Genomic DNA, 21,334 nt, shown 5'->3' on the forward strand with positions numbered 1-21,334 from the left:
ATGGAGATCCGCGGAGCCACCCTGCTACCCGCCCGTCGCGAAGACATCGAACTCCGGACCGCGGACGGACTGACGCTCGTCGGCGAGCTCGCCCTGCCCGCGCACCGCGACCCCGTCGCGACCCTGGTGACGCTGCATCCGCTCCCCACGCACGGCGGATTCATGGATTCGCACATCCTGAGAAAAGCGGCGGCGCGATTGCCGGCGCTGGCCGATCTCGCGGTGCTCCGATTCAACACCCGCGGCACTGTGTCGCCACGGGGCACGAGCGAGGGAGTGTTCGACGGTGGGGCGCTCGAGCGTCACGACGTCGCCGCGGCCATGGCGTTCGTCCGCGCGCGCGGGCTCCCGCAACCGTGGATCGTGGGATGGTCCTTCGGAACCGAGCTCGCGCTGAAGTACGGCCGCGAGCACGACATCGACGGGGCGATCCTGTTGTCACCGCCCCTTCATCGCGCTACCCCCGACGAGGTCGCGGCGTGGGCCGGCGACGATCGTCGGCTCATCGCGTTGATCCCCGAGTTCGACGACTACCTGCGTCCGGCAGAGGCCGTCGAGCGGTTCTCGTCGGTGCCCGAGGCGACACTCATCCCCGTCGAGGGCGGCAAGCACCTCTGGGTGGGGGAGTCGCAGACCAGGCGCGTGCTCGACGAGATCGTCGGGGCCGTGAACCCCTCCGCCTCGCCGCTGCCGACCGAGTGGGACGGACCGCTCGGCTAACGCGCGTTCTGCCGGGGAACGATCACCTGGCGGTAGATGATCAGGATGCTGGCCGCGACCGGGATGGCGACCAGCGCGCCCAGCAGGCCGAGCAGGGAGCCCCCCGCGAGAGCGGCGATCACGACGACTGCTCCCGGCACGGATACCGCGCGGTTCATGATGCGCGGCGAGATCAGGTACGCCTCGAGCTGCATGTAGATCAGGTAGTAGATCGCGGCGACGAGCGCCGTCAGGGGGGATCCCAGGTCGGGGATCAGGCAGGCCAGCACGATGATCACCGCGCCGGTGAGGGTGCCGACGAGGGGGATGAGCGAGAAGAAGAACGCGACCACCGCGAGCACGGCCGGGAAGGGTGCCCCGATGATCGACAGGAACACGGCGCTCAGCACGCCGTTCGCTACACCGAGTGCTCCCTGGCCCATGACGTAGTAGCCGACGGAGTCGGTGATCTGCTCGGACAGATCGATGAAGCGCGGGCGCTTGGAGGCGGGCACGAGGCTGTACACCGCGGACTTCAGGTTCGGGGTCGAGGCCGTGAAGTAGATGGTCAGGATGAGCACGATGAAGGCGCCCGTCAGCCCGCTGAAGAAGGCGATGCCGACGTTGATGACGCTTCCGGTGATGTCGCCCCAGTTCGAGAGCAACCAGTCCTGGAAGTTCGCGATCGTGTCGTTGATCGACGACACCTGGATGGCCGGGAAGACCGAGTGCACCCATTCCTTGACGTCGTCGAGCGACGTGCTGTTGAGGAATGTCGTGATCGCATCGACCAGCTGACTCACCTGGCTGACGATGATCGGCACGATCATCCAGACGATGCCCGCGAAGATCGCCAGCACCCCGAGCACGGTGATCAGGACTGCGACCCAGCGCTTCAGCTTGCGTCGCTCGAGCCACGCCACGACGGGTTCGAGCCCGAGGGAGAGGAAGAGCGCCGTACCGACGTAGAGCAGGATCGTCGACAGCGTTTGCACGCTCATGATGAGTAGCAGGCCGAGCCCGACACCGAGCGTGCCGATGAACGCGACGCGGAAGGGGTTGTGCACCTTCACGGGAGACTCCTTTGGGGGCGGGACTACGCGGCAACTTTACGGCTCCGCGGGGTCTGGGCCGCACAATCACCCCTCTCGAAAAACACCCAGCCGCTCTCGGCTAGGCTGGAACGTCGGATCGAGCCGCCGTCATGGCGTCGGGAGGATGTTTCGTGCGTTTCGTCTGGGCTGTCGCCGCCTTCGTGGTCGCGGCCGTACTCATCGGTGCGGGCATTGCCCAGCGCACGGTCTTCCATGGTCCCTCCACGCAATCGGCGGAGATCGCGCTGACCGACGACTCCCCGTATACAGTGATCGACGGCGCGGTGCTGAATGCTCTGCCGGGCACCCAGACGCTGAAGGTCGAGGGCGACGACGGCGTCTTCGTTGCGTACGGGCGTACCGCCGACGTCTCCGCTTGGCTCGCCGACCAGAAGTACACGGCGGTCGCTGCCGGCGAGGAGAACTCGATCGTCTCCACGGTCGTCGAGCCGGAGCCCACGCCCTCCTCGACCACGACGCCCGACGCGGCGACGCCCGATGCCGCGACCGAGACGGATGCCGCCGCGGAGACGGATGCGGCGACGGACGGGTCCGCACCGGAGACCACCCCGACGCGGAGCCCCGTCGGTTCCGACCTCTGGCTGGCCGAGTACTCCGACCCCGCTGCGGTCGTCGCTCCGCTGCAACTGCCGCCGACGATGAGCGTGCTCGTCGCGTCCGACGGTACGAACGCGGCGCCCGCATCCATCAGCATCACCTGGGACGTGTCGCAGAGCACACCCTGGTCGGGTCCTCTCATCCTCCTCGGGATCATCGTGCTCGTCGGGGGCGTCGTGCTGTACGTGCTCGCCATCCGCCACGCCCGCAGGTCGCGCGGCCCCCGCCGCAAAGCGCCCCCGCCGCTTCTGGAGACCCAGCCGATCGACGTGTCCATCGAAGCCGCCGAAAAGGGTGTCATCACCGCGGGCCCCACGACGCGGCGGAGCGGTCGGCGCAAGGCCGTCATCGCGGTGCCCGCTCTCGTCGGCGCCGCACTGCTGTTCACCGGGTGCTCCGCCGATGCCTGGCCGCAGTTGGCCCCCACGCCTACGCCGAGTGCCACGGCTCCGATCGTCGACTCCGACGAACAGCAGGCCCCGGCCGTCACCGAAGGACAGGCCCGGCAGATCCTGGCTCGGATCTCCGAGACCGTTGCCCAGGCAGATGAGGCGCGCGACGCGACCCTCGCCGGAACCCGGCTGACCGGCGCGGCCCTGGCCGAGCGGGCGACGAACTACACGCTGCGGGGGAGTATCGCGGACTACACCGCGCTGCCGGCGATCCCTTCGGAGCCGACGCAGATCATCCTGCCGCAGGCCTACGACGGCTGGCCCCGGACCGTCATGGCTGTCGTGCAGAACAACGCCTCGGATGCGACGACGTCGACCATCATGATGATGACCCAGGCCGATGCCTGGTCCGAGTACAAGCTCTCGTACCTCGGAAACCTCGGTGGCTCGACGGAGATGCCCGATCTCGCGCCCGCCTACATCGGCGCAGCCCAGGTGCCGCCCGGATCGTCGTTCCTGCTGGTGGCACCCGACCAGCTGGCCTCGGCCTACGCGGATGTGTTGAGCAACGGCGACCAGAGCTCGTTCGCCGGACTCTTCGACGAGCAGTCCGACCTCTTCAGCGAGAGCGTCGCGGCCGACCGTCAGAAGCGCCTCGACGCCTTCAATACCACGGCCACCAACACGGGAACGCTCGAGTTCAGCTCAGCGGCGGGAGCCAACGCTCCGCTCGCCCTGGCCACGCTCGAAAGCGGCGCGATCGTCGCCGTCACGGTCACCGAAACCGACACGGTGAAGCCCGCGAACGAAGACGTCGTGATCAAGTTCGAGGGCAACCCGACCGTGCAGGCGCTGACCGGGGTCGCGGAGTCCAAGAGCGGCGTTTCGACCACATTCGCTGACCAGCTGTTCTTCTACGTGCCGGCACAGAGCTCGACGGAGAAGGTCCGGCTGCTCGGATACTCGTCCAACATCCTGGAAGCAAAGGTTCTCTGATGACCGATCCCACCCCCGGCGCGGTCCTTCGCGGCGCTGTCGACCTGTCCTCGCTCCGCAACCGCCCTCAGCCCCCGGCCGCGGGCGCGGGCCAGCCCGTGCCGGAGGCGTCCGCATCCGCGCTCGTGATGGACGTGACCGACGCGAGCTTCCCCCAGGTGCTCGAGCTGTCGCGGACGGTTCCGATCGTCGTCGACCTCTGGGCCGAGTGGTGCGGGCCGTGCAAGCAGCTGAGCCCGATCCTCGAGAAGGTCGTCATCGAGCTCGGCGGACGGGTCGTGCTCGCGAAGGTCGACGTCGACGCGAACCCGCAGCTCCAGCAGGCCTTCCGGGCGCAGTCGATTCCGATGGTCGTCGCGCTCGTCGCCGGGCAGCCGGTGCCGATGTTCACCGGCGCGGTGCCCGAGCAGCAGGTGCGCGAAGTGTTCGCCCAGCTGCTGCAGCTCGCCGCGCAGAACGGTGTGACGGGCACGGTCCCGGTCGGAGATCAGGACGCGGCGGATGGTGCGTCCGAGCCCGAGGAGCCGCCGGTGCCGCCGCTGCACGCGGAAGCGTACGACGCGATCGAGGCCGGCGACTACGCTCGCGCGGTCGACGCCTACGAGCGCGCGCTCGCGGAGAATCCTCGGGATGCGGACGCGCAGGCGGGTCTCGGACAGGTGCGGCTTCTGCAGCGGGTGCAGGGACTGAACCTGCAGGAAGCTCGGGCCGCCGCGGCGGCAGCGCCGCTCGACGTGGGCGCGCAGTTCGCCGTCGCCGACCTCGACGTCTCCGGCGGTCACGTGGAGGATGCCTTCGAGCGTCTCCTCGAACTCTTCGCGGCACTGCCGACGGACGAACGGGCGCCCGTTCGGGAACGGCTGCTGGAGCTCTTCGGGCTGATCGGCGACGCCGACCCGCGCGTCATCCGGGCCCGCGGCCGCCTCGCCTCGCTTCTGTTCTGAGGTTCAGCGGCCGCGGTGTGGGCGGTGCGGAGCGGTCAGGACTCGTGCCGCAGCCAGAGCGCGCCGAGCGGCGGCACGGAGACGCGCGCGCGGCCCTCGGCATCCGTCTGCACCGAGCCGAAGTTTCCGACGCCCGATCCGCCGTACTCGGACGCGTCCGAGTTGAGGATCTCGGCCCACGTGCCCGCGGCCGGCAGGTCGAGCGCGAAGTCCGTGAGGGGAACTCCGGAGAAGTTGCACACGATCGCGACCGTGTCGCCGGCACCGTCACGCCGGACGAACGCCGATACGTTCGGGTTCCAGACCGGACCGCCGATCCGATCGAACGCGCCGCCGTCGCTGTCCCGCGCCCACAGCGCGGGCTGAGCCCGGTAGGCCGCGTTCAACGCGGCGACGAAGTCCTGCAGCTGACGATGAGAAGGCTGGTCGAGCAGCCACCAGTCGAGCCCGCGTCCTTCCGACCACTCCGACATCTGGCCGAACTCCTGGCCCATGAATAGCAGCTGCTTGCCCGGGTGCCCCCACATGTAGCTGAGGAACAGGCGCATGCCGGCGAGCTTCTGCCAGTGGTCTCCCGGCATCCGCGTGAACAGGCTCCCCTTGCCGTGCACGACCTCGTCGTGACTGATCGGGAGCACGAAGTTCTCGGTGAACGCGTAGACGAACGAGAACGAGAGTTCACCCTCGTGATGCGAGCGGTACATCGGATCGCGGGCGATGTAGACGAGCGTGTCGTTCATCCATCCCATGTTCCATTTGAAACCGAAACCGAGTCCGCCGGCGCTCGTGGGCGCGGTGACGCCGGGGAAGCTCGTCGACTCCTCCGCGATCATCGCGACGCCCGGGAACGTCTTGTAGACCGTCGCGTTCGTCTCCTGGAGGAACCGGATGGCCTCGAGATTCTCGCGTCCGCCGTGAACGTTCGGTTCCCACTCACCGGCGTCACGGGAGTAGTCGAGGTACAGCATGGAGGCGACCGCATCCACACGCAGCCCGTCGACGTGGAACTCCTCGAACCAGTACAGCGCGTTCGCGACGAGGAAGTTCCGCACCTCGTTGCGTCCGTAGTCGAAGATCAGGGTGCCCCAGTCCCGGTGCTCGCCGCGGCGCGGGTCGGGGTGCTCATACAGCGGCTGACCGTCGAAGCATGCCAGGGCGAAGGCGTCCTTGGGGAAATGCCCCGGCACCCAGTCCATGATGACCCCGATGCCGGCCGCGTGCAGGCGGTCGATGAGGTAGCGGAGGTCGTCGGGGCCGCCGAAGCGGCTCGTGGGGGCGTAGTAGCCCGACACCTGGTAGCCCCAGGACCCACCGAACGGATGCTCGGCCAGGGGCAGGAACTCGACGTGCGTGAACCCCTGCGCCGTGAGGTACTCCACGAGCGGGTCGGCCGCGTCACGGTAACCGAGGCCCGGACGCCACGACCCCAGGTGCAGCTCGTACACCGACATCGGCCGATCGACGGGCTGCGTGCGTGCGCGCTCGGCGATCCACTCGTCGTCCTGCCAGACGTACTCGGAGTCCGTGACGACGGATGCGGTCGCCGGCGGCACTTCGGCCAGGCGTGCCATCGGGTCCGCTTTCATGATCCAGCCGTCGTTCGCGGTGAGGATCTCGTACTTGTAGGCCGTTCCCGCGCCGATCCCCGGGAGGAAGATCTCCCATACGCCGCTGGACCCCATCGAACGCATCGCCTGCCCCCGGCCGTCCCACCCGTTGTGGTCGCCGACGACCCGCACGGCGCGGGCGTTGGGCGCCCATACAGCGAAGGACGTGCCGGCCGCGCCGCCGTGGCGGCGGACGTGCGAGCCGAGGACCTCCCAGAGCTTCTCGTGGCGGCCCTCGCGGATGAGATGCAGGTCGAGCTCGCCCATTGTGGGGGTGAATCGGTACGGGTCATCGGCGACGTGCGCCGGGCCCTCGCGATAAGTCGAGACGAGCTGGTACGGCATGTACTCGCCCGCGACGGATCCTTCCCAGATGCCGGACTCCAGATGCGCGAGTGAGACCCGACGGCCGTCCCCGAAGACGGCCGTCACGCTCTCGGCGAGCGGTCGGCGGGCGCGAACCACCCATGAGTCGGCGCCTTCTCCGGCGTGCATGCCCAGGATGTCGTGCGGCGAGTGGTGCGTGCCTTCGGCGAGAGCCGCCAGGACGGTGGAATCTACGGAGCTCATGCGAGGCCCTTCACGTGCAGGATGTGGACGGGCTCGCTGAACGCGTCGAGACGGACGAAGTCGTGGTCGGTCCAGGTCCAGGTCGCGCCGGTGATGAGGTCCTCGACGACGAACGGTGCGCCGGGCGCAACGCCCCACACGGTGGTGTCGAGGTGCACGGTCGTCTCGCGGGTAGAGTGCGGATCCACGTTCACGACGACCAGGATGGTGTCGGCGACGCCGTCGGCGGAGAGCGCCGCGTCGAGGTGCTTCGAGAACACCAGCACCGCGTCGTCGTCGCTCCAGTGCACAGACAGATTCCGCAGCTGGCGGAGCGCGGGGTGGGTGCGACGGATCTCGTTCAGGCGACGGAGGTACGGAGCGAGCGAGTCGCCGTTCGCCTCGGCGCCCGCCCAGTCCCGGATCTTGTACTCGTACTTCTCGTTGTCGATGTTCTCTTCGCTGCCCGGGCGCGCAACGTTCTCGAAGAGCTCGTACCCGGCGTACACGCCGTACGTCGGTGCGGCCGTGGCAGCGAGCGCGGCGCGGATCTTGTAGGCCGGGCGCCCGCCGTACTGCAGGTACTCGGTGAGGATGTCGGGGGTGTTCACGAAGAGATTCGGCCGCAGGAAGTCCGACGTGCCGAACGCGATCTCCGTGAAGAACTCCTCGAGTTCGGCCTTGGTGTTGCGCCATGTGAAGTAGCTGTAGCTCTGCTGGAACCCGACGCGCGCGAGTGCCTGCATGGGCGCGGGGCGGGTGAACGCCTCGGCGAGGAACACCGCATCCGGAGTCTCTGCTGTGACCGTCCGGATGAGCCACTCCCAGAACTGCAGCGGCTTGGTGTGCGGGTTGTCGACGCGGAAGATCCGCACGCCCTGGGCGATCCAGTGACGCACGACCCGCAGAACCTCGGCGCGGATCCCCTCGGGATCGTTGTCGAAGTTCACCGGGTAGATGTCCTGGTACTTCTTCGGGGGGTTCTCAGCGAACGCGATGGAGCCGTCCGGAAGCGTGGTGAACCACTCCGGGTGCGACGTCACCCACGGATGGTCCGGGGAGGCCTGCAGGGCGAGATCGAGCGCGACTTCGAGCCCCTCGGACCGGGCGTCGGCGACGAAGGCACGGAAATCGTCGAGTGTGCCGAGGTCGGGGTGGACGGTGTCGTGGCCACCCTCGGCGGCGCCGATCGCCCAGGGCGACCCGGGGTCGTTCGGCCCGGCCGTGAGGGTGTTGTTCGGACCCTTCCGGTTCGTGCGACCGATCGGGTGGATCGGGGGGAGGTACAGCACGTCGAAGCCCATGGCTGCGACCTCGGGCAGACGAAGGCGCGCGGTCTGGAACGTGCCGCTCGTGATGGTTCCGTCGTCGGCGCGCACGGCGCCTTCCGAACGGGGGAAGAACTCGTACCAGGCCCCCACGCCGGCGCGTTCGCGCTCGACGAGCAGCTCGCGACGGTCCCCGATCGAGAACAGCGAAAACAGCGGACGGTCGCGGAAGAACCCGGCGATGGCGTCGTCGCTGACGATCGCGAGCGCGGCGAGGTCGTCGAGCGCGGGGTCGCGGAGCTCGCGAGCGCGCTCGCGCAGGACGCGCCGCTCGGCGACCGGACGGTCCTTCTCGGCGAGGGCTCGTTCGAACAGGAGCGAACCCGTCTCGCGCATCAGAGCCGCATCCACGCCCGCGGCGATCTTCAGCGCGGCCGCGTGCCGCCAGGTGCCGTAGTCGTCGGCGAAGGACTCGAATCGGAACGACCATGTTCCCTGTTCGAGCAGCGCGACCTCGGTCGCCCAATGGTCGAGGCCGTTCTCCAGAGAGGCGAGCCGGTGCAGCGACTCCGTTCCGTCGGGCGAGGTGAGGCGCACCTGCACACCAATGCGGTCGTGGCCCTCGCGGAAAGCGGTGACGCGGAACGGCACGACCTCACCGGCGAAGGCGCTCGGCCGGAAGGACGGATCGAGAGCGGATGGGCGCGGATCGCTGAGCGGGATGCGCGGCACCGCGGTGTCGTGCGGTGCGCCGGGAACCGGAGCGGGTCGGACGGCGATGGCCGACGCGCTGCGCCAGGCCGGGAGCTTCGGGGTTCGGGTCTGTGTGGCCACGTGATGAACCTATCGCGCGGCCTCCGCGACGGCGGGCGACTTGACAGGCCGCGCCCCGTGTCCGAAAGCGTGTCCGAGAATGTGGCCGGGCGTGCCGGGTGGCCCGGTGACTCAGATCGCGCGGAAAAGCCGCATCGAGGTAGGCCCTGTCGGCACGATGTCGCCGGGGGCGAAGACCGGTTCGTCGGGCGAAGGCGCATCCTCCGCGCTCGACCAGAGCGCCACATAACCGCTCACGCCGTCGATCGTCGGAAGAGTGACGTCGACCGGTGTCTCGTTGCCGTGCACGATGAGCAGGATGCGGTTGAAGTCTTCGACTTCGGGTGTCGACGCGGCGACGTACTGCAACGTCCGGTGGGCGGGATTCGTCCACCGCTCGTCGGACATGGTGTGGCCGTTCTCGTCGAACCAGTGCATGACCGAGGCCGACGGCGTCGGTGCGTCCTCGCGGGCGAATCGGCTCGGCCGAAGCGCCGGATTCTCTCGGCGCACCTGGAGCAGGCGCTGCACGTGCGCGAACAGGTCGCGCTGCCAGGGCTCGTGCTGCCAGCTCAACCAGGTCAACGGCGAGTCATGGCAGTAGGCGTTGTTGTTGCCGCGCTGCGTGCGGCCGAACTCGTCTCCCGCGGTGATCATCGGGACGCCCGCCGACAGCAGCAGGGTACCGAGGAGGTTGCGCATGGCCTTCCGCCGGGTGGCGAGGATCCGAGCGTCGGATGTGGCGCCCTCCGTGCCGTGGTTGAACGAGCGGTTGGTGTCGGCTCCGTCCCGTCCCTGCTCACCGTTGCCGAGGTTGTGTTTGACGTCGTAGGACACCAGATCCCGCAGCGTGAACCCGTCGTGCGCCGTGACGAAGTTCACGCTCGCCAGAGGCCCGCGCGTCTCGCTGAAGGTCTGGGCGGACCCGGCGAGGCGGTGCGCGAGACCGCCGATCCCGACGGGTGCCGTGGACGCGCGACGGGCGTAGTCGACATCGGACAGCCAGAAGTTCCGCACCCGATCGCGGTAGCGATCGTTCCACTCGCTCCAGCCCTCGCCGAAGTTGCCCGTCTGCCAGCCGCCCATCCCGACGTCCCACGGCTCGGCGATCTTCTTCACCCCGGCCAGCGCCGGATCGTCGACGATGGCCCGCAGAAGCGGATGGTCCGGTGTGAAGGTGTGCTCGGCGTCGCGCCCGAGGGTGGCCGCGAGGTCGAAGCGGAACCCGTCGATCTGGACGTCGTTCGCCCAGTAGCGCAGCGAGTCGAGCACGAGCCGCGCGGCGGCATCGGTCGAGGTGTCGAGGGCGTTCCCGCATCCGGTCACGTCGATGTAGGAACCATCGGCGGTCTGGCGGTAGTACCCGCGGTTGTCGAGGCCGCGAAGGCTCGTCCGTGGTCCGCCGAGTCCCTCTTCGGCGGTGTGGTTGTAGACCACATCGAGAACGACTTCGAGGCCTGCCTCGTGCAGCAGTTTGACCATGCCCTTGACCTCGCGGAGGACGGCTTCCGGTCCCTCTCGGCGGGCGGCCTCGGTCGCGTAATCCGGGTGCGGGGTGAAGAAATTGAGGGTGTTGTACCCCCAGTAGTTGCTGAGCCCGAGCTGGAGCAGACGCGGTTCGGAGGCGAAGACATGGATCGGCAGCAACTCGATCGTCGTGATGCCGAGGCTCAGGAAATGCTCGATCATCGCGGGGTGGGCGAGGCCGGCGTACGTGCCGTGGAGGGCTGTCGGAACTCCCGGATGCCGCTTCGACAGGCCCTTGACGTGTCCCTCGTAGAGCACGGTGCGATCGAGCGGGATGGCCGGCTTCTGCACGCCGCCCCAGTCGAAGTCGGAACGTACCGCGACGCTCCGCCAGTCACCGAAGCCGCCGCTCACGAGACCTCGCGAGTACGGCTCGATGAGCAGGGTGCCCGGGTTGAAGGCGTGGCCCCCGGTCTGCGGCCCGGTGGCCCGCACCGCGTACCGGGCGCCCGGATGCAGGAGCTCGGAGTCGACCTGCCACACCCCGCGGGCCTGCCGCTCGAGCGGCACGCTCGCTGTCCGCCAGTCGAGATCGCCCTCGTCGAACGTCACGAGTTCGACCGAGTCGGCATCGCGGGACCAGACCCGGAGGGTGCCGCCGCCGTCGCCGAATCGGACTCCGAGATCGTCGAGAGCGGGGTCGAGGATCGTGTTGGCGGTGGGGGCGGCCGAGGTCGGGTTCGTGCTGACCATGCGGACTACCCTAGCTACGCTCCGAGTCCGGCTCGTTACGGGGACGGGCGCCGGCCGCGGGCCGGGCGATGCGCGGACGTGGGACAGTGGAGAGGTGCACGTGTACCTCGACCACGCCGCCTCGAGCCCGCTCCGGCCGGAGGCGCGAGAGGCGTGGCTCGCCGCGGCGGAGGCGGGGGGCAACGCGTCGTCGATCCACGGCAGCGGTCAGGCCGCCCGCCGCGTGCTTGAGGATGCGCGGGAGAGGCTGGCCGCGCTCCTGGACTGCGACCCGATCGAGGTGGTGTTCACGAGCGGCGGCACCGAGGCGGTGAATCTCGCCGTGAAGGGGCTGTGGGCCGCGCGCGCCGCCGGAACCTGTGCGGTCGTCCTGCCCGACGGAGAACACCACGCGACCCTCGACTCCGTCGCGGAACTCGTGGGTGAGTGGGGCGCGGTGGTGCGTCCGGTCGCCCTCGAACCGACGGGCGCGATCTCGACCGCGAGGTTCGTCGAGGCGCTTCCCGGAGCCGCGCTCGCCACCGCCCTGGTGGCGAACAACGAAGTCGGGACGGTGTCGGATGCGGCCGCCCTCGCCGCCGCCGCATCCATCCACGGCGTCCCGCTGCACCTGGACGCGGTCGCCGCGTTCGGGCACGTGCCGGTGCGGTTCGCCGAGTGGCGAGCGGATGCGTCCGCCTCCGCCGGGCTCGTCGCGCTGAGCGTGTCGGCGCACAAGGTCGGCGGCCCCGTCGGCGTGGGGGCGCTGGTCGTGTCCCGCGCGGCCGCGCTTCGGGCGCAGCTGCACGGCGGCGGGCAGCAGCGCGGGCTGCGCCCGGGCACGCAGGACGTCGCGGGCGCGGCAGCATTCGCCGCCGCGGCCGAAGCCACCATCGCCGAGCTCGGAGCGGAACAAACGCGACTCGGACGCCTCCGCGATCGGCTGGCCGCCGGCATCCTGTCGACCATCCCGGATGCGGAGGTGCTGGGCGACGCCGCGCGACGCGTGCCGGGCACTCTGCACGTTCTGTTCGACGGTGCCCGCGGGGAAACGATGCTCTTCCTTCTCGATCAGCGCGACATCTCGGTCTCGACCGGATCCGCCTGCCAGGCGGGGGTCCCGGAGCCCTCGCACGTGGTGCGGGCGCTCGGCCGTGACGACGAGGCGGCGCGCTCGGTGCTGCGGTTGAGCCTGGGCCGAACGACCACCGACGCCGACGTGGACGCCGCTCTCGCCGCGTTGCCGTGGGCGGTCGAGCGGGCGCGCGCGGCCGCCGGCGCCGCGGGCTCGATGCGCTCGTAGACTGTTCTGATGCGAATTCTTGCGGCGATGAGTGGCGGCGTCGACTCGGCCGTGGCCGCAGCCCGGGCGGTCGAGGCCGGCCACGAGGTCGTCGGCGTGCATCTCGCGCTGTCTCGCGCCGGGGGAACGCTCCGCACCGGAAGCCGCGGATGCTGCACGATCGAGGACGCGATGGACGCCCGTCGCGCGGCCGACCGCCTCGGCATCCCGTTCTACGTCTGGGACTTCTCGGAGCGCTTCCGCGACGACGTGATCGACGATTTCGTCGCCGAGTACCGGGCGGGCCGGACGCCTAATCCGTGCATGCGCTGCAACGAGAAGATCAAGTTCGCGGCGCTCCTGGAACGCGCGATCGAGCTGGGCTTCGATGCGGTCTGCACGGGGCACTACGCGACGCTCGTCACGACGCCCGAGGGGCTCGAGCTGCACCGCGCGTCGGATCAGGCCAAGGATCAGTCCTATGTGCTGGGCGTGCTCACTGCGGAGCAGCTGGCGCACACGTATTTCCCGCTGGGCTCGACCCCGTCCAAGGCCCTCGTCCGGGCCGAGGCGGCTGAACGCGGTCTGACCGTCGCGCAGAAGCCCGACAGCCACGACATCTGCTTCATCCCCGACGGCGACACCCGCGGGTGGCTCGCCGAGCGCGTGGGCGCGGAGCAGGGGCAGATCCTGGACCGGTCGGGCGACGTGATCGGAACGCACGAGGGGGCCCACGCGTTCACCGTGGGGCAGCGGCGCGGGCTGTCGATCGGCGTCCCCGCGGCAGACGGCAAGCCGCGCTTCGTGCTCGAGGTGCGTCCCGTCTCCAACACTGTGGTCGTCGGCCCGAAGGAGGCGCTCGCGACCGCCGAGATCGCGGGGGAGCGCTCCTCCTGGGCGGGCCGACCGCCTGTCGCCGACGATTTCGACTGCGATGTGCAGATCCGCGCTCATGCCGACCCCGTGCCGGCGCGCGCCACCATCGTCGACGGCACCGTGACGGTGCGCCCGAGCGTGCCGTTCGATGGAGTGGCGCCCGGCCAGACCGCCGTGCTCTACGACGGCACGCGGGTGCTCGGTCAGTTCACGATCGACCGCACCGTTTCGGCCGTCCCGGTCGGCTGAGCCGCGCCCCGTCAACCTCCCGGGTGGTGTCGGGGGTCGTCTTTAGAATGACGGAGTGACGGATGCCGACGAATCCCTCGACCTGACGTTGACGCTCGACGAGGCCCGTGCCGAGTCCGGCGCGCTGACCGAGCGCATTCTGCGCGCGCGCGACACCTACTACGGCGCAGACGCGGAGATCGTCGACGACGCGACGTACGACGGGTGGATGCGCCGCCTCGAGGCGATCGAACGCGCGTTTCCCGAGGTGCAGGGTCAGGACTCGCCGACGCTCAGCGTGGGCGCCGCATCCACGACGATGTTCGCACCCGTCGAGCACGCGGAGCGGATGCTGAGTCTCGACAACGTCTTCAGCGCCGAAGAGCTGCGCGAATGGTGCGCGAAGACGCAGGCGTCGGCCGGGCGACCGGTGCGCTGGCTGACCGAGCTCAAGATCGACGGACTCGCGATCAACCTCCGCTACGAGAACGGTGTGCTGGTCTCGGCGGCGACCCGCGGCGACGGGCGAATCGGCGAGGACGTCACGGTGAACGCGCTCCGGGTGCGCGGCATCCCGCAGCGGCTCGCGGGCGACGGCCATCCCACCCGGGTCGAGGTGCGCGGCGAGGTCTTCATCCCGGTCGCCGAGTTCGAGCGCCTGAACGCGCTGCAGGCACGTCTGCGGGATCGCGTCGTGGGCGACGCACGAGCACGCCCGCGCACGTTCGACGAGGTCAAAGCGCGCCTCAGCGCCGAGCGCCGATTCGCGGCGTTCGCGAACCCGCGCAACGCCGCCAGCGGGGGGCTCCGCCAGCAGCTCGACAAGAAAGACGGTCTCGAACTCGAAGCGGGCGAAGCGCGCCTCGACTCGCTCCGCCTGTTCGTGCACGGCATCGGCGCGTGGGCCGATCCGCCCGTCGCGTCGCAGAGCGAGGTGTACGAGTTGCTCGCCCAGTGGGGCCTGCCGACGAGCCCGTACTCCCGGACGTTCGACGACATCGAGGGGGTGCTCGGCTTCGTCGCGAACTACGGCGAGCACCGGCACGACGTCGAGCACGAGATCGACGGGGTCGTCGTCAAGGTCGACGAGCTCGCCCTGCACGACGAACTCGGCGCGACGAGCCGCGCCCCTCGGTGGGCGATCGCCTACAAGTACCCGCCCGAGCAGGTGAACACCCGACTGCTCGACATCGTCGTGTCGGTCGGTCGCACGGGCCGCGCGACACCGTTCGCCGTGATGGAGCCCGCGCGTGTGGCCGGCTCCGTGGTCCGGCAGGCGACCCTCCACAACCAGGACGTCGTCAAGGCCAAGGGGGTGCTGATCGGCGACACTGTGGTGCTGCGCAAGGCCGGTGACGTCATTCCCGAGGTCCTGGGGCCGGTGGTCGAACTCCGCGACGGCACCGAACGCCCCTTCGTCATGCCCGAGTTCTGCCCCGAATGCGGCACCGCGCTCGCACCGGCCAAAGAGGGCGACATCGATCTGCGGTGCCCGAATTCACGATCCTGCCCCGCGCAGGTGCGCGGCCGTGTCGAGCACATCGGGTCGCGCAGCGCCCTCGACATCGAGGCGCTCGGCGAGGTCACCGCGGCCGCGCTCACCCAGGCGGGCGGAGAGGGGCCGCCCCCGCTCGACGGCGAGGCGGGCCTGTTCGATCTGACGCTGGAGCAACTCGTCCCGATCGAGGTCATCGTGCGCGATGCCGAGACCGGAGCGCAGAAGGTCGACGAGCAGACCGGCGAGTTCATCCGGCGGGCGCCGTTCCAGCGCATCGAACGCACGTACCCGCCCGGCTGGGAAGACAAGAGCGCCGCGGAGCGCCGCGCCGCCGGCATCCGGAAAGACCATGTCGTGCGGCACCCGTCGGCGCAGGCGCTCACGCTGCTCGCCGAGCTCGAGAAGGCGAAGACGAAGGAGCTCTACCGCTTCCTCATCGCCCTCAGCATCCGTCACGTCGGTCCGACGGCGGCGCGGGCCCTCGCACAGTGGTTCGGATCGCTGGCGGCCATCCGTCGTGCCACGCGGGAAGAGCTGGCGGCCGTCGACGGGGTGGGCGGCATCATCGCCGACGCGCTGATCGATTGGTTCGACGTGGACTGGCACCGCGAGATCGTCGACCGGTGGGCGGCTTCGGGGGCGCAGCTGTTCACCCCGGGGCACCCCGGTCCGGGCGCGGCCGCCGCGGCGGGCGGGGTCCTGGAGGGAATCACGGTCGTCGCGACCGGAAGTCTCGAGGGGTATAGCCGTGAGGGCGCGCAGGAAGCGATCCTCGCGGCCGGCGGCAAGGCGGGTTCGAGCGTGTCGAAGAAGACGGACTTCGTCGCGGCGGGCCCCGGGGCCGGCTCCAAGCTCGGCAAAGCCGAGCAGCTCGGGGTGCGCATCATCGATGCGGCGCAGTTCCGCATCCTCGTCGAACAGGGGCCCGCGGCGCTCGACCCGTTGGCCGACGCCGACGGAGAGGACGGCGCCGAGACCGCTCCGGTCGACTGAGCGTCGTCGACGCGTCCGGCAGCGGGGTTCGGGTGCGTGGGTGTCCGGCGCCGGGGAGTCCGGAGCTCGCGTGTCAGGCGCGTGGGTGTTCGGCGCTGGGGTGTCAGGCGCTCGGGTTGCCGAGCAGCTTCTCGCGCACCTGACGCCGGAGGACCTTGCCGATCAGGGACTTCGGAAGCTCCTCGACCACGGTGATGCGACGCGGAACCTTATAGGGGGTGAGGATCCCGCGGGCGAACTCGCGGATCGCCTCGGTATCGACCGCGGTTCCGGGGGCCACCACGATGGCGGCGACGACATCCTCTCCGGAGTGCTCGCTCGGCAGCCCGACGACGGCGACGTCCTCGACCTGCGGATGCTGTCGCAGAACGTTCTCGACTTCGGTCGGGGCGACGTTGAAGCCGCCCGTGATGATGAGTTCCTTGATGCGGTCGACGATCCGGACGAAGCCGTCCTCGTCGATCGTGACGATGTCGCCGGTGCGGAACCAGTCATCGACGAAGACCGCTTCGGTCTCCTCCGGCTTGCCGTAGTAGCCGGAGAACACCTGTGGGCCGCGCACCAGGAGTTCACCGCGCTCCCCGGGCGGCACGTCCTGGGACGGTTGGTCGGGATCGACGACCCGGCACTCCGTGCCGGGGAGGGGCAGGCCCACCGTGCCGGCGACGCGATTGTCGGCGACCGGATTCGCCATCAGGACGGGGGAGCACTCGCTGAGTCCGTATCCCTCGACGAGGAACCCGCCGGTCTCCGCCTCGAACGGCACGACGAGGTCGTGCGGCAGTGCCATGGCTCCGGAGATCGCGACCTCGGTGCCCGACAGCGAGACACCCTGGGCGACCGCTGCCTGCAGGAGCCGATCGGCGATCGGGGGAACTAACGGCAGGAACGTCGCAGGATGCTTCTTCGTCACCGCGAGCACCATGTCGGGATCGAACTTCGGAAACAGCACCAGCCGCGCGCCCATCGACATCGCGAACGTGAGGCAGAGCGTGAGGCCGTATGCGTGGAACATCGGCAGCACCGCGTAGACGACGCATCCGTTCCCGCGCACGATCTGCGGCACCCACGCCCGCGACTGCGCGGCGTTCGCCAGCAGGTTGCGGTGCGTGAGGGCGGCGCCCTTCGGGGTTCCCGTGGTGCCGCTCGTGTACTGGATGATCGCGAGATCGTCGGTCGCGGGCCGCGGGTGACGGGCGGAAAGCGGCTCCGCGCGGAGGAGCTCCTCCCACGACACGGCGCCCGACACCTTCTCGTACAGAGCCGCCCGCGACTCGCGGGCCTTCGAGATCGGCAATCGCAGCGCCGCGCGGGTCGCGAACGGCATCGCGCGGGTCACGTCGATCGAGACGAGAGAGCGCACCTGGAGGTCGGCGGGGAAGTCCTGCACCGTGCGAGCGACCTTGCTCCACACGATCGCGTGCTTCGCGCCGTGGTCTTCGAACTGCTTCCGCAGCTCGCGCGGCGTGTACAGCGGATTGTGCTCGACGACGACCGCGCCGAGACGCAGCACCGCGTAGAACGCGACGATGTGCTGGGGGCAGTTGGGCAGCACGAGGGCGACCGGGTCGCCGGCACCCACGCCCAGGGCGCGGAGCCCCGCGGCCGCGCGAGCGATCTGCGCGTCGAGTTCGCGATACGTCGTCACCCGTCCGAAGAACTGCAGGGCCGGGGCGTCGGGGTAGTCGCGGACGGAGGCGTCCACGATGTCCACGAGTGAACCGGTCACCGGGTCGAGATCCTCGGGAACCCCCGCGGCGTAGCTGTGCACCCACGGACGGGGCGGATGGAACGTCGTCACGGGCACAGCCTAGGCGAGCGTCTCCGCCCGGCGCGGGATGCCCGGCCGTGAGGACGCGGTGGGCGCCGCAACTAGACTCGGGGTGTGTCTGAATTCACCCCCGATCTCGTGCGCCAACTCGGCGTGCTCGCCCGGATCCAGCTGACCGACGAAGAGGCCGAGCGTCTCACCGGTGAGCTGGATGCCATCGTCGACAACATCGCCAAGGTCTCTCAGGTGGCGACCGCCGATGTTCCGGCGACGAGCCACCCGATTCCGTTGCAGAACGTCTATCGCCCCGACGTGGTCCGTGACACGCTCACGACGGCGCAGGCCCTGCAGAACGCTCCGGATGCGGACGGCAGCCGCTTCCGCGTCACCGCCATCCTCGGAGAAGAGCAATGAGCGCGGCCGAACTGATCACCCTCACCGCCGCGGACCTCGCGAGCAAGCTGGCCTCGGGCGAGGTGTCCAGCGTCGAGGCGACGCAGGCGCATCTCGACCGGATCGCCGCGGTCGACGGTGACGTGCACGCGTTCCTGCACGTATCGGACCACGCGCTGGAGGCCGCTGCCGACATCGATCGCCGTCGCGCGGCCGGCGAGCAGCTGAGCCCGATCGCGGGTGTTCCGCTCGCGATCAAGGACGTCCTGGTCACCACCGACATGCCGTCCACCAGCGGATCGAAGATCCTCGAGGGCTACATGTCGCCCTTCGACGCCACGGTCGTCGCCCGTTCGCGCGCGGCGGGGCTGATCCCGCTCGGCAAGACGAACATGGACGAGTTCGCGATGGGTTCCTCGACGGAGCATTCCGCGTACGGACCGACCCACAACCCGTGGGACCTCGACCGCATCCCGGGTGGATCCGGCGGTGGCTCCGCCGCCGCGGTCGCCGCTTTCGAAGCGCCGCTCGCCCTCGGCTCCGACACCGGCGGATCGATCCGTCAGCCGGCGCACGTGACGGGAACGGTCGGCGTCAAACCCACGTACGGCGGCGTGAGCCGGTACGGCGCGATCGCGCTCGCCTCGAGCCTCGACCAGATCGGGCCCGTCACGCGCACCGTGCTGGATGCCGGACTCCTGCACGACGTCATCGGCGGCCACGACCGGAACGATTCCACTTCGCTCACCGACGCATGGCCGTCGTTTGCGGATGCGGCGCGGGAAGGCGCCCGTGGCGACGTGCTCAAGGGGCTCCGGGTGGGTGTCGTGAAGGAGCTCGACGACGCCGGGTTCCAGCGCGGCGTGTCCGCGTCCTTCCGCGCGGCACTCGCGACGATGGAGGCGCAGGGCGCGGAGATCGTGGAGATCAGCGCTCCGCACTTCGAGTACGGCGTCGCGGCCTACTACCTGATCCTCCCGGCCGAGGCATCCAGCAACCTCGCGAAGTTCGACTCGGTCCGCTTCGGGCTGCGGGTCACCCCGCACGCGGGCGCGACGGTCGAAGAAGTGATGGCCGCGACTCGCGAGGCGGGTTTCGGCGACGAGGTGAAGCGCCGCATCATCCTCGGAACCTACGCTCTCTCCGCCGGGTACTACGACGCGTACTACGGGTCGGCGCAGAAGGTGCGGACGCTCATCCAGCGCGACTTCGCGGACGCGTTTGCATCGGTCGATGTGATCGCCACGCCGTCCGCTCCGACGACCGCATTCCGTCTCGGTGAGCAGCTGGATGACCCGCTGCAGATGTACTTGAACGACGTGACGACGATCCCCGCGAACCTCGCCGGGGTACCCGGGATCTCGATCCCGTCGGGTCTCGCGGAAGACGACGGGCTGCCGGTCGGCATCCAGTTCCTGGCACCCGCCCGTGAGGACGCCCGCCTCTATCAGGTGGGCGCCGCGCTCGAGGCGCTGCTGATCGATTCATGGGGCGGCCCGTTGCTGGCACGGGCGCCGAAGCTGGGAGGGACGCGCTGATGGCCAAGGCCGCGCTGATGGACTTCGACAAGGCGCTCGAACTGTACGAGCCCGTGCTCGGATTCGAAGTCCACGTCGAACTGAACACCGCGACGAAGATGTTCTCGTCCGCCCCGAACTCGTTCGGTCGCGAGCCGAACACCGACCTTGCGCCCGTCGACCTCGGGCTTCCCGGGTCGCTGCCGGTCGTGAACGAAGAGGCGGTGAAGTTCTCGATCAGCCTGGGTCTCGCACTCGGATGCTCGATCGCGCCGTCGAGCCGCTTCGCCCGGAAGAACTACTTCTACCCCGACCTCGGCAAGAACTACCAGATCTCGCAGTACGACGAGCCCATCGCCTTCGACGGCGAGGTCGTCGTCGAGCTCGCCGACGGCACCATGGTGACCGTGCCGATCGAGCGGGCGCACATGGAGGAAGACGCCGGCAAGCTGACGCACGTCGGTGGCGCGACCGGCCGCATCCAGGGCGCGGAGTACTCGCTCGTCGACTACAACCGCGCCGGGGTGCCGCTGGTCGAGATCGTCACGCGCCCCATCTTCGGTGCGGAGCACCGGGCGCCGGAGATCGCGAAGGCGTACGTGCAGACGATTCGCGACATCGTGCTGTCGCTCGGGATTTCCGACGCCAAGATGGAGCGGGGAAACCTTCGCTGCGATGCGAACGTGTCGCTGCGCCCGCGTGGACAGGAGAAGCTCGGCACCCGCACCGAGACGAAGAACGTCAACTCGATGCGCTCGGTCGAGCGTGCCGTGCGGTACGAGATCCAGCGGCAGGCGGCCATCCTCGCCGACGGCGGATCGATCACGCAGGAGACCCGGCACTGGCACGAGGACACCGGTCGCACGTCGCCCGGACGCCCCAAGTCGGATGCGGATGACTACCGTTACTTCCCCGAACCCGACTTGCTGCCGGTCGTGCCCGATCCGGCTCTCATCGAGCAGCTCCGCGCGGAGCTGCCGGAGCCGCCGGCCGCCCGTCGTCGTCGGCTGAAGGCGGACTGGGGTTTCACCGACCTCGAGTTCCAGGATGTCGCCAACGGTGGCCTGATCGCCGAGATCGAGGCGACCGTCGCGGCGGGTGCGTCGCCCGCCGCCGCTCGTAAGTGGTGGACGGGCGAGATCAGCCGGGTCGCCAATGCCCAGGACCGCGAGCCCTCAGGACTGGTCTCGCCCGCGCACGTCGCCGCCCTGCAGGGGCTCGTTGACGCGGGAACGCTGACCGACAAGCTCGCCCGGCAGGTGCTCGAGGGCGTCATCGCCGGCGAGGGCGCTCCTCAGGACGTCGTCGACGCACGCGGTTTGGCCGTCGTCTCGGACGATGGCCCGCTGATCGCCGCGATCGACGAGGCCCTGGCGGCGCAGCCCGATGTGCTGCAGAAGATCCGCGACGGCAAGGTTCAGGCTGCCGGCGCCATCATCGGAGCCGTGATGAAGGCGATGAAGGGCCAGGCGGACGCCGCGCGTGTTCGCGAACTGGTCCTGGAGCGCGCTACCGTCTGACCTCTCGGCCTCGCCCCCCCCCCGCCCCCACCGGGGGGGGCGGCGGCGCTAGGGGGGGGGGGGGGGGGCACGGCCCA

The 21,334-nt window shown here is 69.7% G+C and carries 14 protein-coding genes; 9 read left to right on the forward strand and 5 right to left on the reverse strand.

All coding sequences use genetic code 11. The features are described from left to right. Window positions 1–720 (forward strand): alpha/beta hydrolase, encoded by a 720-nt coding sequence (locus tag LMI96_RS02335; RefSeq protein WP_228360354.1) that lies wholly within the window; start codon window positions 1–3, stop codon window positions 718–720. On the opposite strand, the gene LMI96_RS02340 is transcribed toward LMI96_RS02335, so the two are convergent. Then, window positions 717–1,772, reverse strand: coding sequence for an AI-2E family transporter (locus LMI96_RS02340; protein WP_223720987.1), 1,056 nt, complete (start codon window positions 1,770–1,772; stop codon window positions 717–719). The two genes, LMI96_RS02335 and LMI96_RS02340, sit on opposite strands and share 4 nt — an antisense overlap. A 152-nt stretch (window positions 1,773–1,924) precedes the next feature. On the opposite strand from LMI96_RS02340, the gene LMI96_RS02345 reads away from it, so the two are divergent. Together LMI96_RS02345 and LMI96_RS02350 are read left to right on the forward strand one after the other, a co-directional pair. Further along, window positions 1,925–3,799: a glycosyl transferase gene (locus LMI96_RS02345; protein ID WP_228360355.1), complete on the forward strand. Its 1,875-nt coding sequence runs from the start codon at window positions 1,925–1,927 to the stop codon at window positions 3,797–3,799. Further along, complete coding sequence (locus tag LMI96_RS02350) at window positions 3,799–4,743, forward strand: tetratricopeptide repeat protein (protein ID WP_228360356.1); 945 nt, start codon at window positions 3,799–3,801, stop codon at window positions 4,741–4,743. Before LMI96_RS02345 ends, LMI96_RS02350 begins: the two co-directional genes overlap by 1 nt. Before the next feature lie 35 nt (window positions 4,744–4,778). On the opposite strand, the gene glgB is transcribed toward LMI96_RS02350, so the two are convergent. The 3 genes from glgB to glgX form a co-directional block, all read right to left on the reverse strand. Further along, window positions 4,779–6,920, reverse strand: a complete 2,142-nt coding sequence (gene glgB, locus LMI96_RS02355) for a 1,4-alpha-glucan branching protein GlgB (RefSeq protein WP_228360357.1) — start codon at window positions 6,918–6,920, stop codon at window positions 4,779–4,781. Continuing rightward, the gene (locus LMI96_RS02360) at window positions 6,917–8,899 is read right to left on the reverse strand and encodes an alpha-1,4-glucan--maltose-1-phosphate maltosyltransferase (RefSeq protein ID WP_228360364.1); all 1,983 of its coding nucleotides are present in this window, start codon (window positions 8,897–8,899) and stop codon (window positions 6,917–6,919) included. Before LMI96_RS02360 ends, glgB begins: the two co-directional genes overlap by 4 nt. Window positions 8,900–9,112: 213 nt before the next feature. After that, window positions 9,113–11,200: a glycogen debranching protein GlgX gene (gene glgX, locus LMI96_RS02365; RefSeq protein WP_228360358.1), complete on the reverse strand. Its 2,088-nt coding sequence runs from the start codon at window positions 11,198–11,200 to the stop codon at window positions 9,113–9,115. Between the two features lie 94 nt (window positions 11,201–11,294). Between glgX and LMI96_RS02370 the strand changes: the two genes are divergently transcribed. From LMI96_RS02370 to ligA, 3 genes are read left to right on the forward strand one after another with little or no spacing between them, the layout of a single operon-like run. After that, on the forward strand, window positions 11,295–12,482 hold the full coding sequence (locus LMI96_RS02370; protein ID WP_228360359.1) for a cysteine desulfurase family protein: 1,188 nt from the start codon (window positions 11,295–11,297) through the stop codon (window positions 12,480–12,482). A 9-nt stretch (window positions 12,483–12,491) separates the two neighbouring features. Beyond that, complete coding sequence (gene mnmA, locus LMI96_RS02375; protein ID WP_223720993.1) at window positions 12,492–13,586, forward strand: tRNA 2-thiouridine(34) synthase MnmA; 1,095 nt, start codon at window positions 12,492–12,494, stop codon at window positions 13,584–13,586. Between the two features lie 55 nt (window positions 13,587–13,641). Further along, complete coding sequence (ligA, locus tag LMI96_RS02380) at window positions 13,642–16,056, forward strand: NAD-dependent DNA ligase LigA (RefSeq protein WP_228360360.1); 2,415 nt, start codon at window positions 13,642–13,644, stop codon at window positions 16,054–16,056. Between the two features lie 103 nt (window positions 16,057–16,159). Here ligA and LMI96_RS02385 read toward each other — a convergent pair whose 3' ends face one another. Beyond that, the gene (locus LMI96_RS02385; RefSeq protein WP_223720995.1) at window positions 16,160–17,857 is read right to left on the reverse strand and encodes a long-chain-fatty-acid--CoA ligase; all 1,698 of its coding nucleotides are present in this window, start codon (window positions 17,855–17,857) and stop codon (window positions 16,160–16,162) included. 84 nt (window positions 17,858–17,941) lie between these two features. Between LMI96_RS02385 and gatC the strand changes: the two genes are divergently transcribed. The 3 genes from gatC to gatB are packed head-to-tail and all read left to right on the forward strand — an operon-like array spanning window position 17,942 to window position 21,257. Continuing rightward, window positions 17,942–18,241, forward strand: coding sequence for an Asp-tRNA(Asn)/Glu-tRNA(Gln) amidotransferase subunit GatC (gatC, locus tag LMI96_RS02390; protein WP_223720996.1), 300 nt, complete (start codon window positions 17,942–17,944; stop codon window positions 18,239–18,241). Beyond that, window positions 18,238–19,758 (forward strand): Asp-tRNA(Asn)/Glu-tRNA(Gln) amidotransferase subunit GatA, encoded by a 1,521-nt coding sequence (gene gatA / locus LMI96_RS02395; protein WP_228360361.1) that lies wholly within the window; start codon window positions 18,238–18,240, stop codon window positions 19,756–19,758. The genes gatC and gatA overlap by 4 nt, the downstream gene beginning before the upstream one ends. Then, a complete protein-coding gene (gatB, locus tag LMI96_RS02400; RefSeq protein WP_228360362.1) occupies window positions 19,758–21,257 on the forward strand; it encodes an Asp-tRNA(Asn)/Glu-tRNA(Gln) amidotransferase subunit GatB in 1,500 nt (499 codons plus the stop codon). Before gatA ends, gatB begins: the two co-directional genes overlap by 1 nt. Window positions 21,258–21,334 lie beyond the last annotated feature (77 nt).

The sequence above is a fragment of the Microbacterium sp. cx-59 genome, from assembly GCF_020805625.1.
GTDB lineage: Bacteria > Actinomycetota > Actinomycetes > Actinomycetales > Microbacteriaceae > Microbacterium.

What these genes read in the sequence shown, in the direction of transcription:
- LMI96_RS02335 (WP_228360354.1), top strand. Translation starts at nt 1, where the DNA reads ATGGAGATCCGCGGAGCCACCCTGCTACCCGCCCGTCGCGAAGACATC.
- LMI96_RS02350 (WP_228360356.1), top strand. Translation starts at nt 3,799, where the DNA reads ATGACCGATCCCACCCCCGGCGCGGTCCTTCGCGGCGCTGTCGACCTG.
- glgB (WP_228360357.1), bottom strand. Translation starts at nt 6,920, where the DNA reads ATGAGCTCCGTAGATTCCACCGTCCTGGCGGCTCTCGCCGAAGGCACG.
- glgX (WP_228360358.1), bottom strand. Translation starts at nt 11,200, where the DNA reads ATGGTCAGCACGAACCCGACCTCGGCCGCCCCCACCGCCAACACGATC.
- mnmA (WP_223720993.1), top strand. Translation starts at nt 12,492, where the DNA reads ATGCGAATTCTTGCGGCGATGAGTGGCGGCGTCGACTCGGCCGTGGCC.
- gatA (WP_228360361.1), top strand. Translation starts at nt 18,238, where the DNA reads ATGAGCGCGGCCGAACTGATCACCCTCACCGCCGCGGACCTCGCGAGC.
- gatB (WP_228360362.1), top strand. Translation starts at nt 19,758, where the DNA reads ATGGCCAAGGCCGCGCTGATGGACTTCGACAAGGCGCTCGAACTGTAC.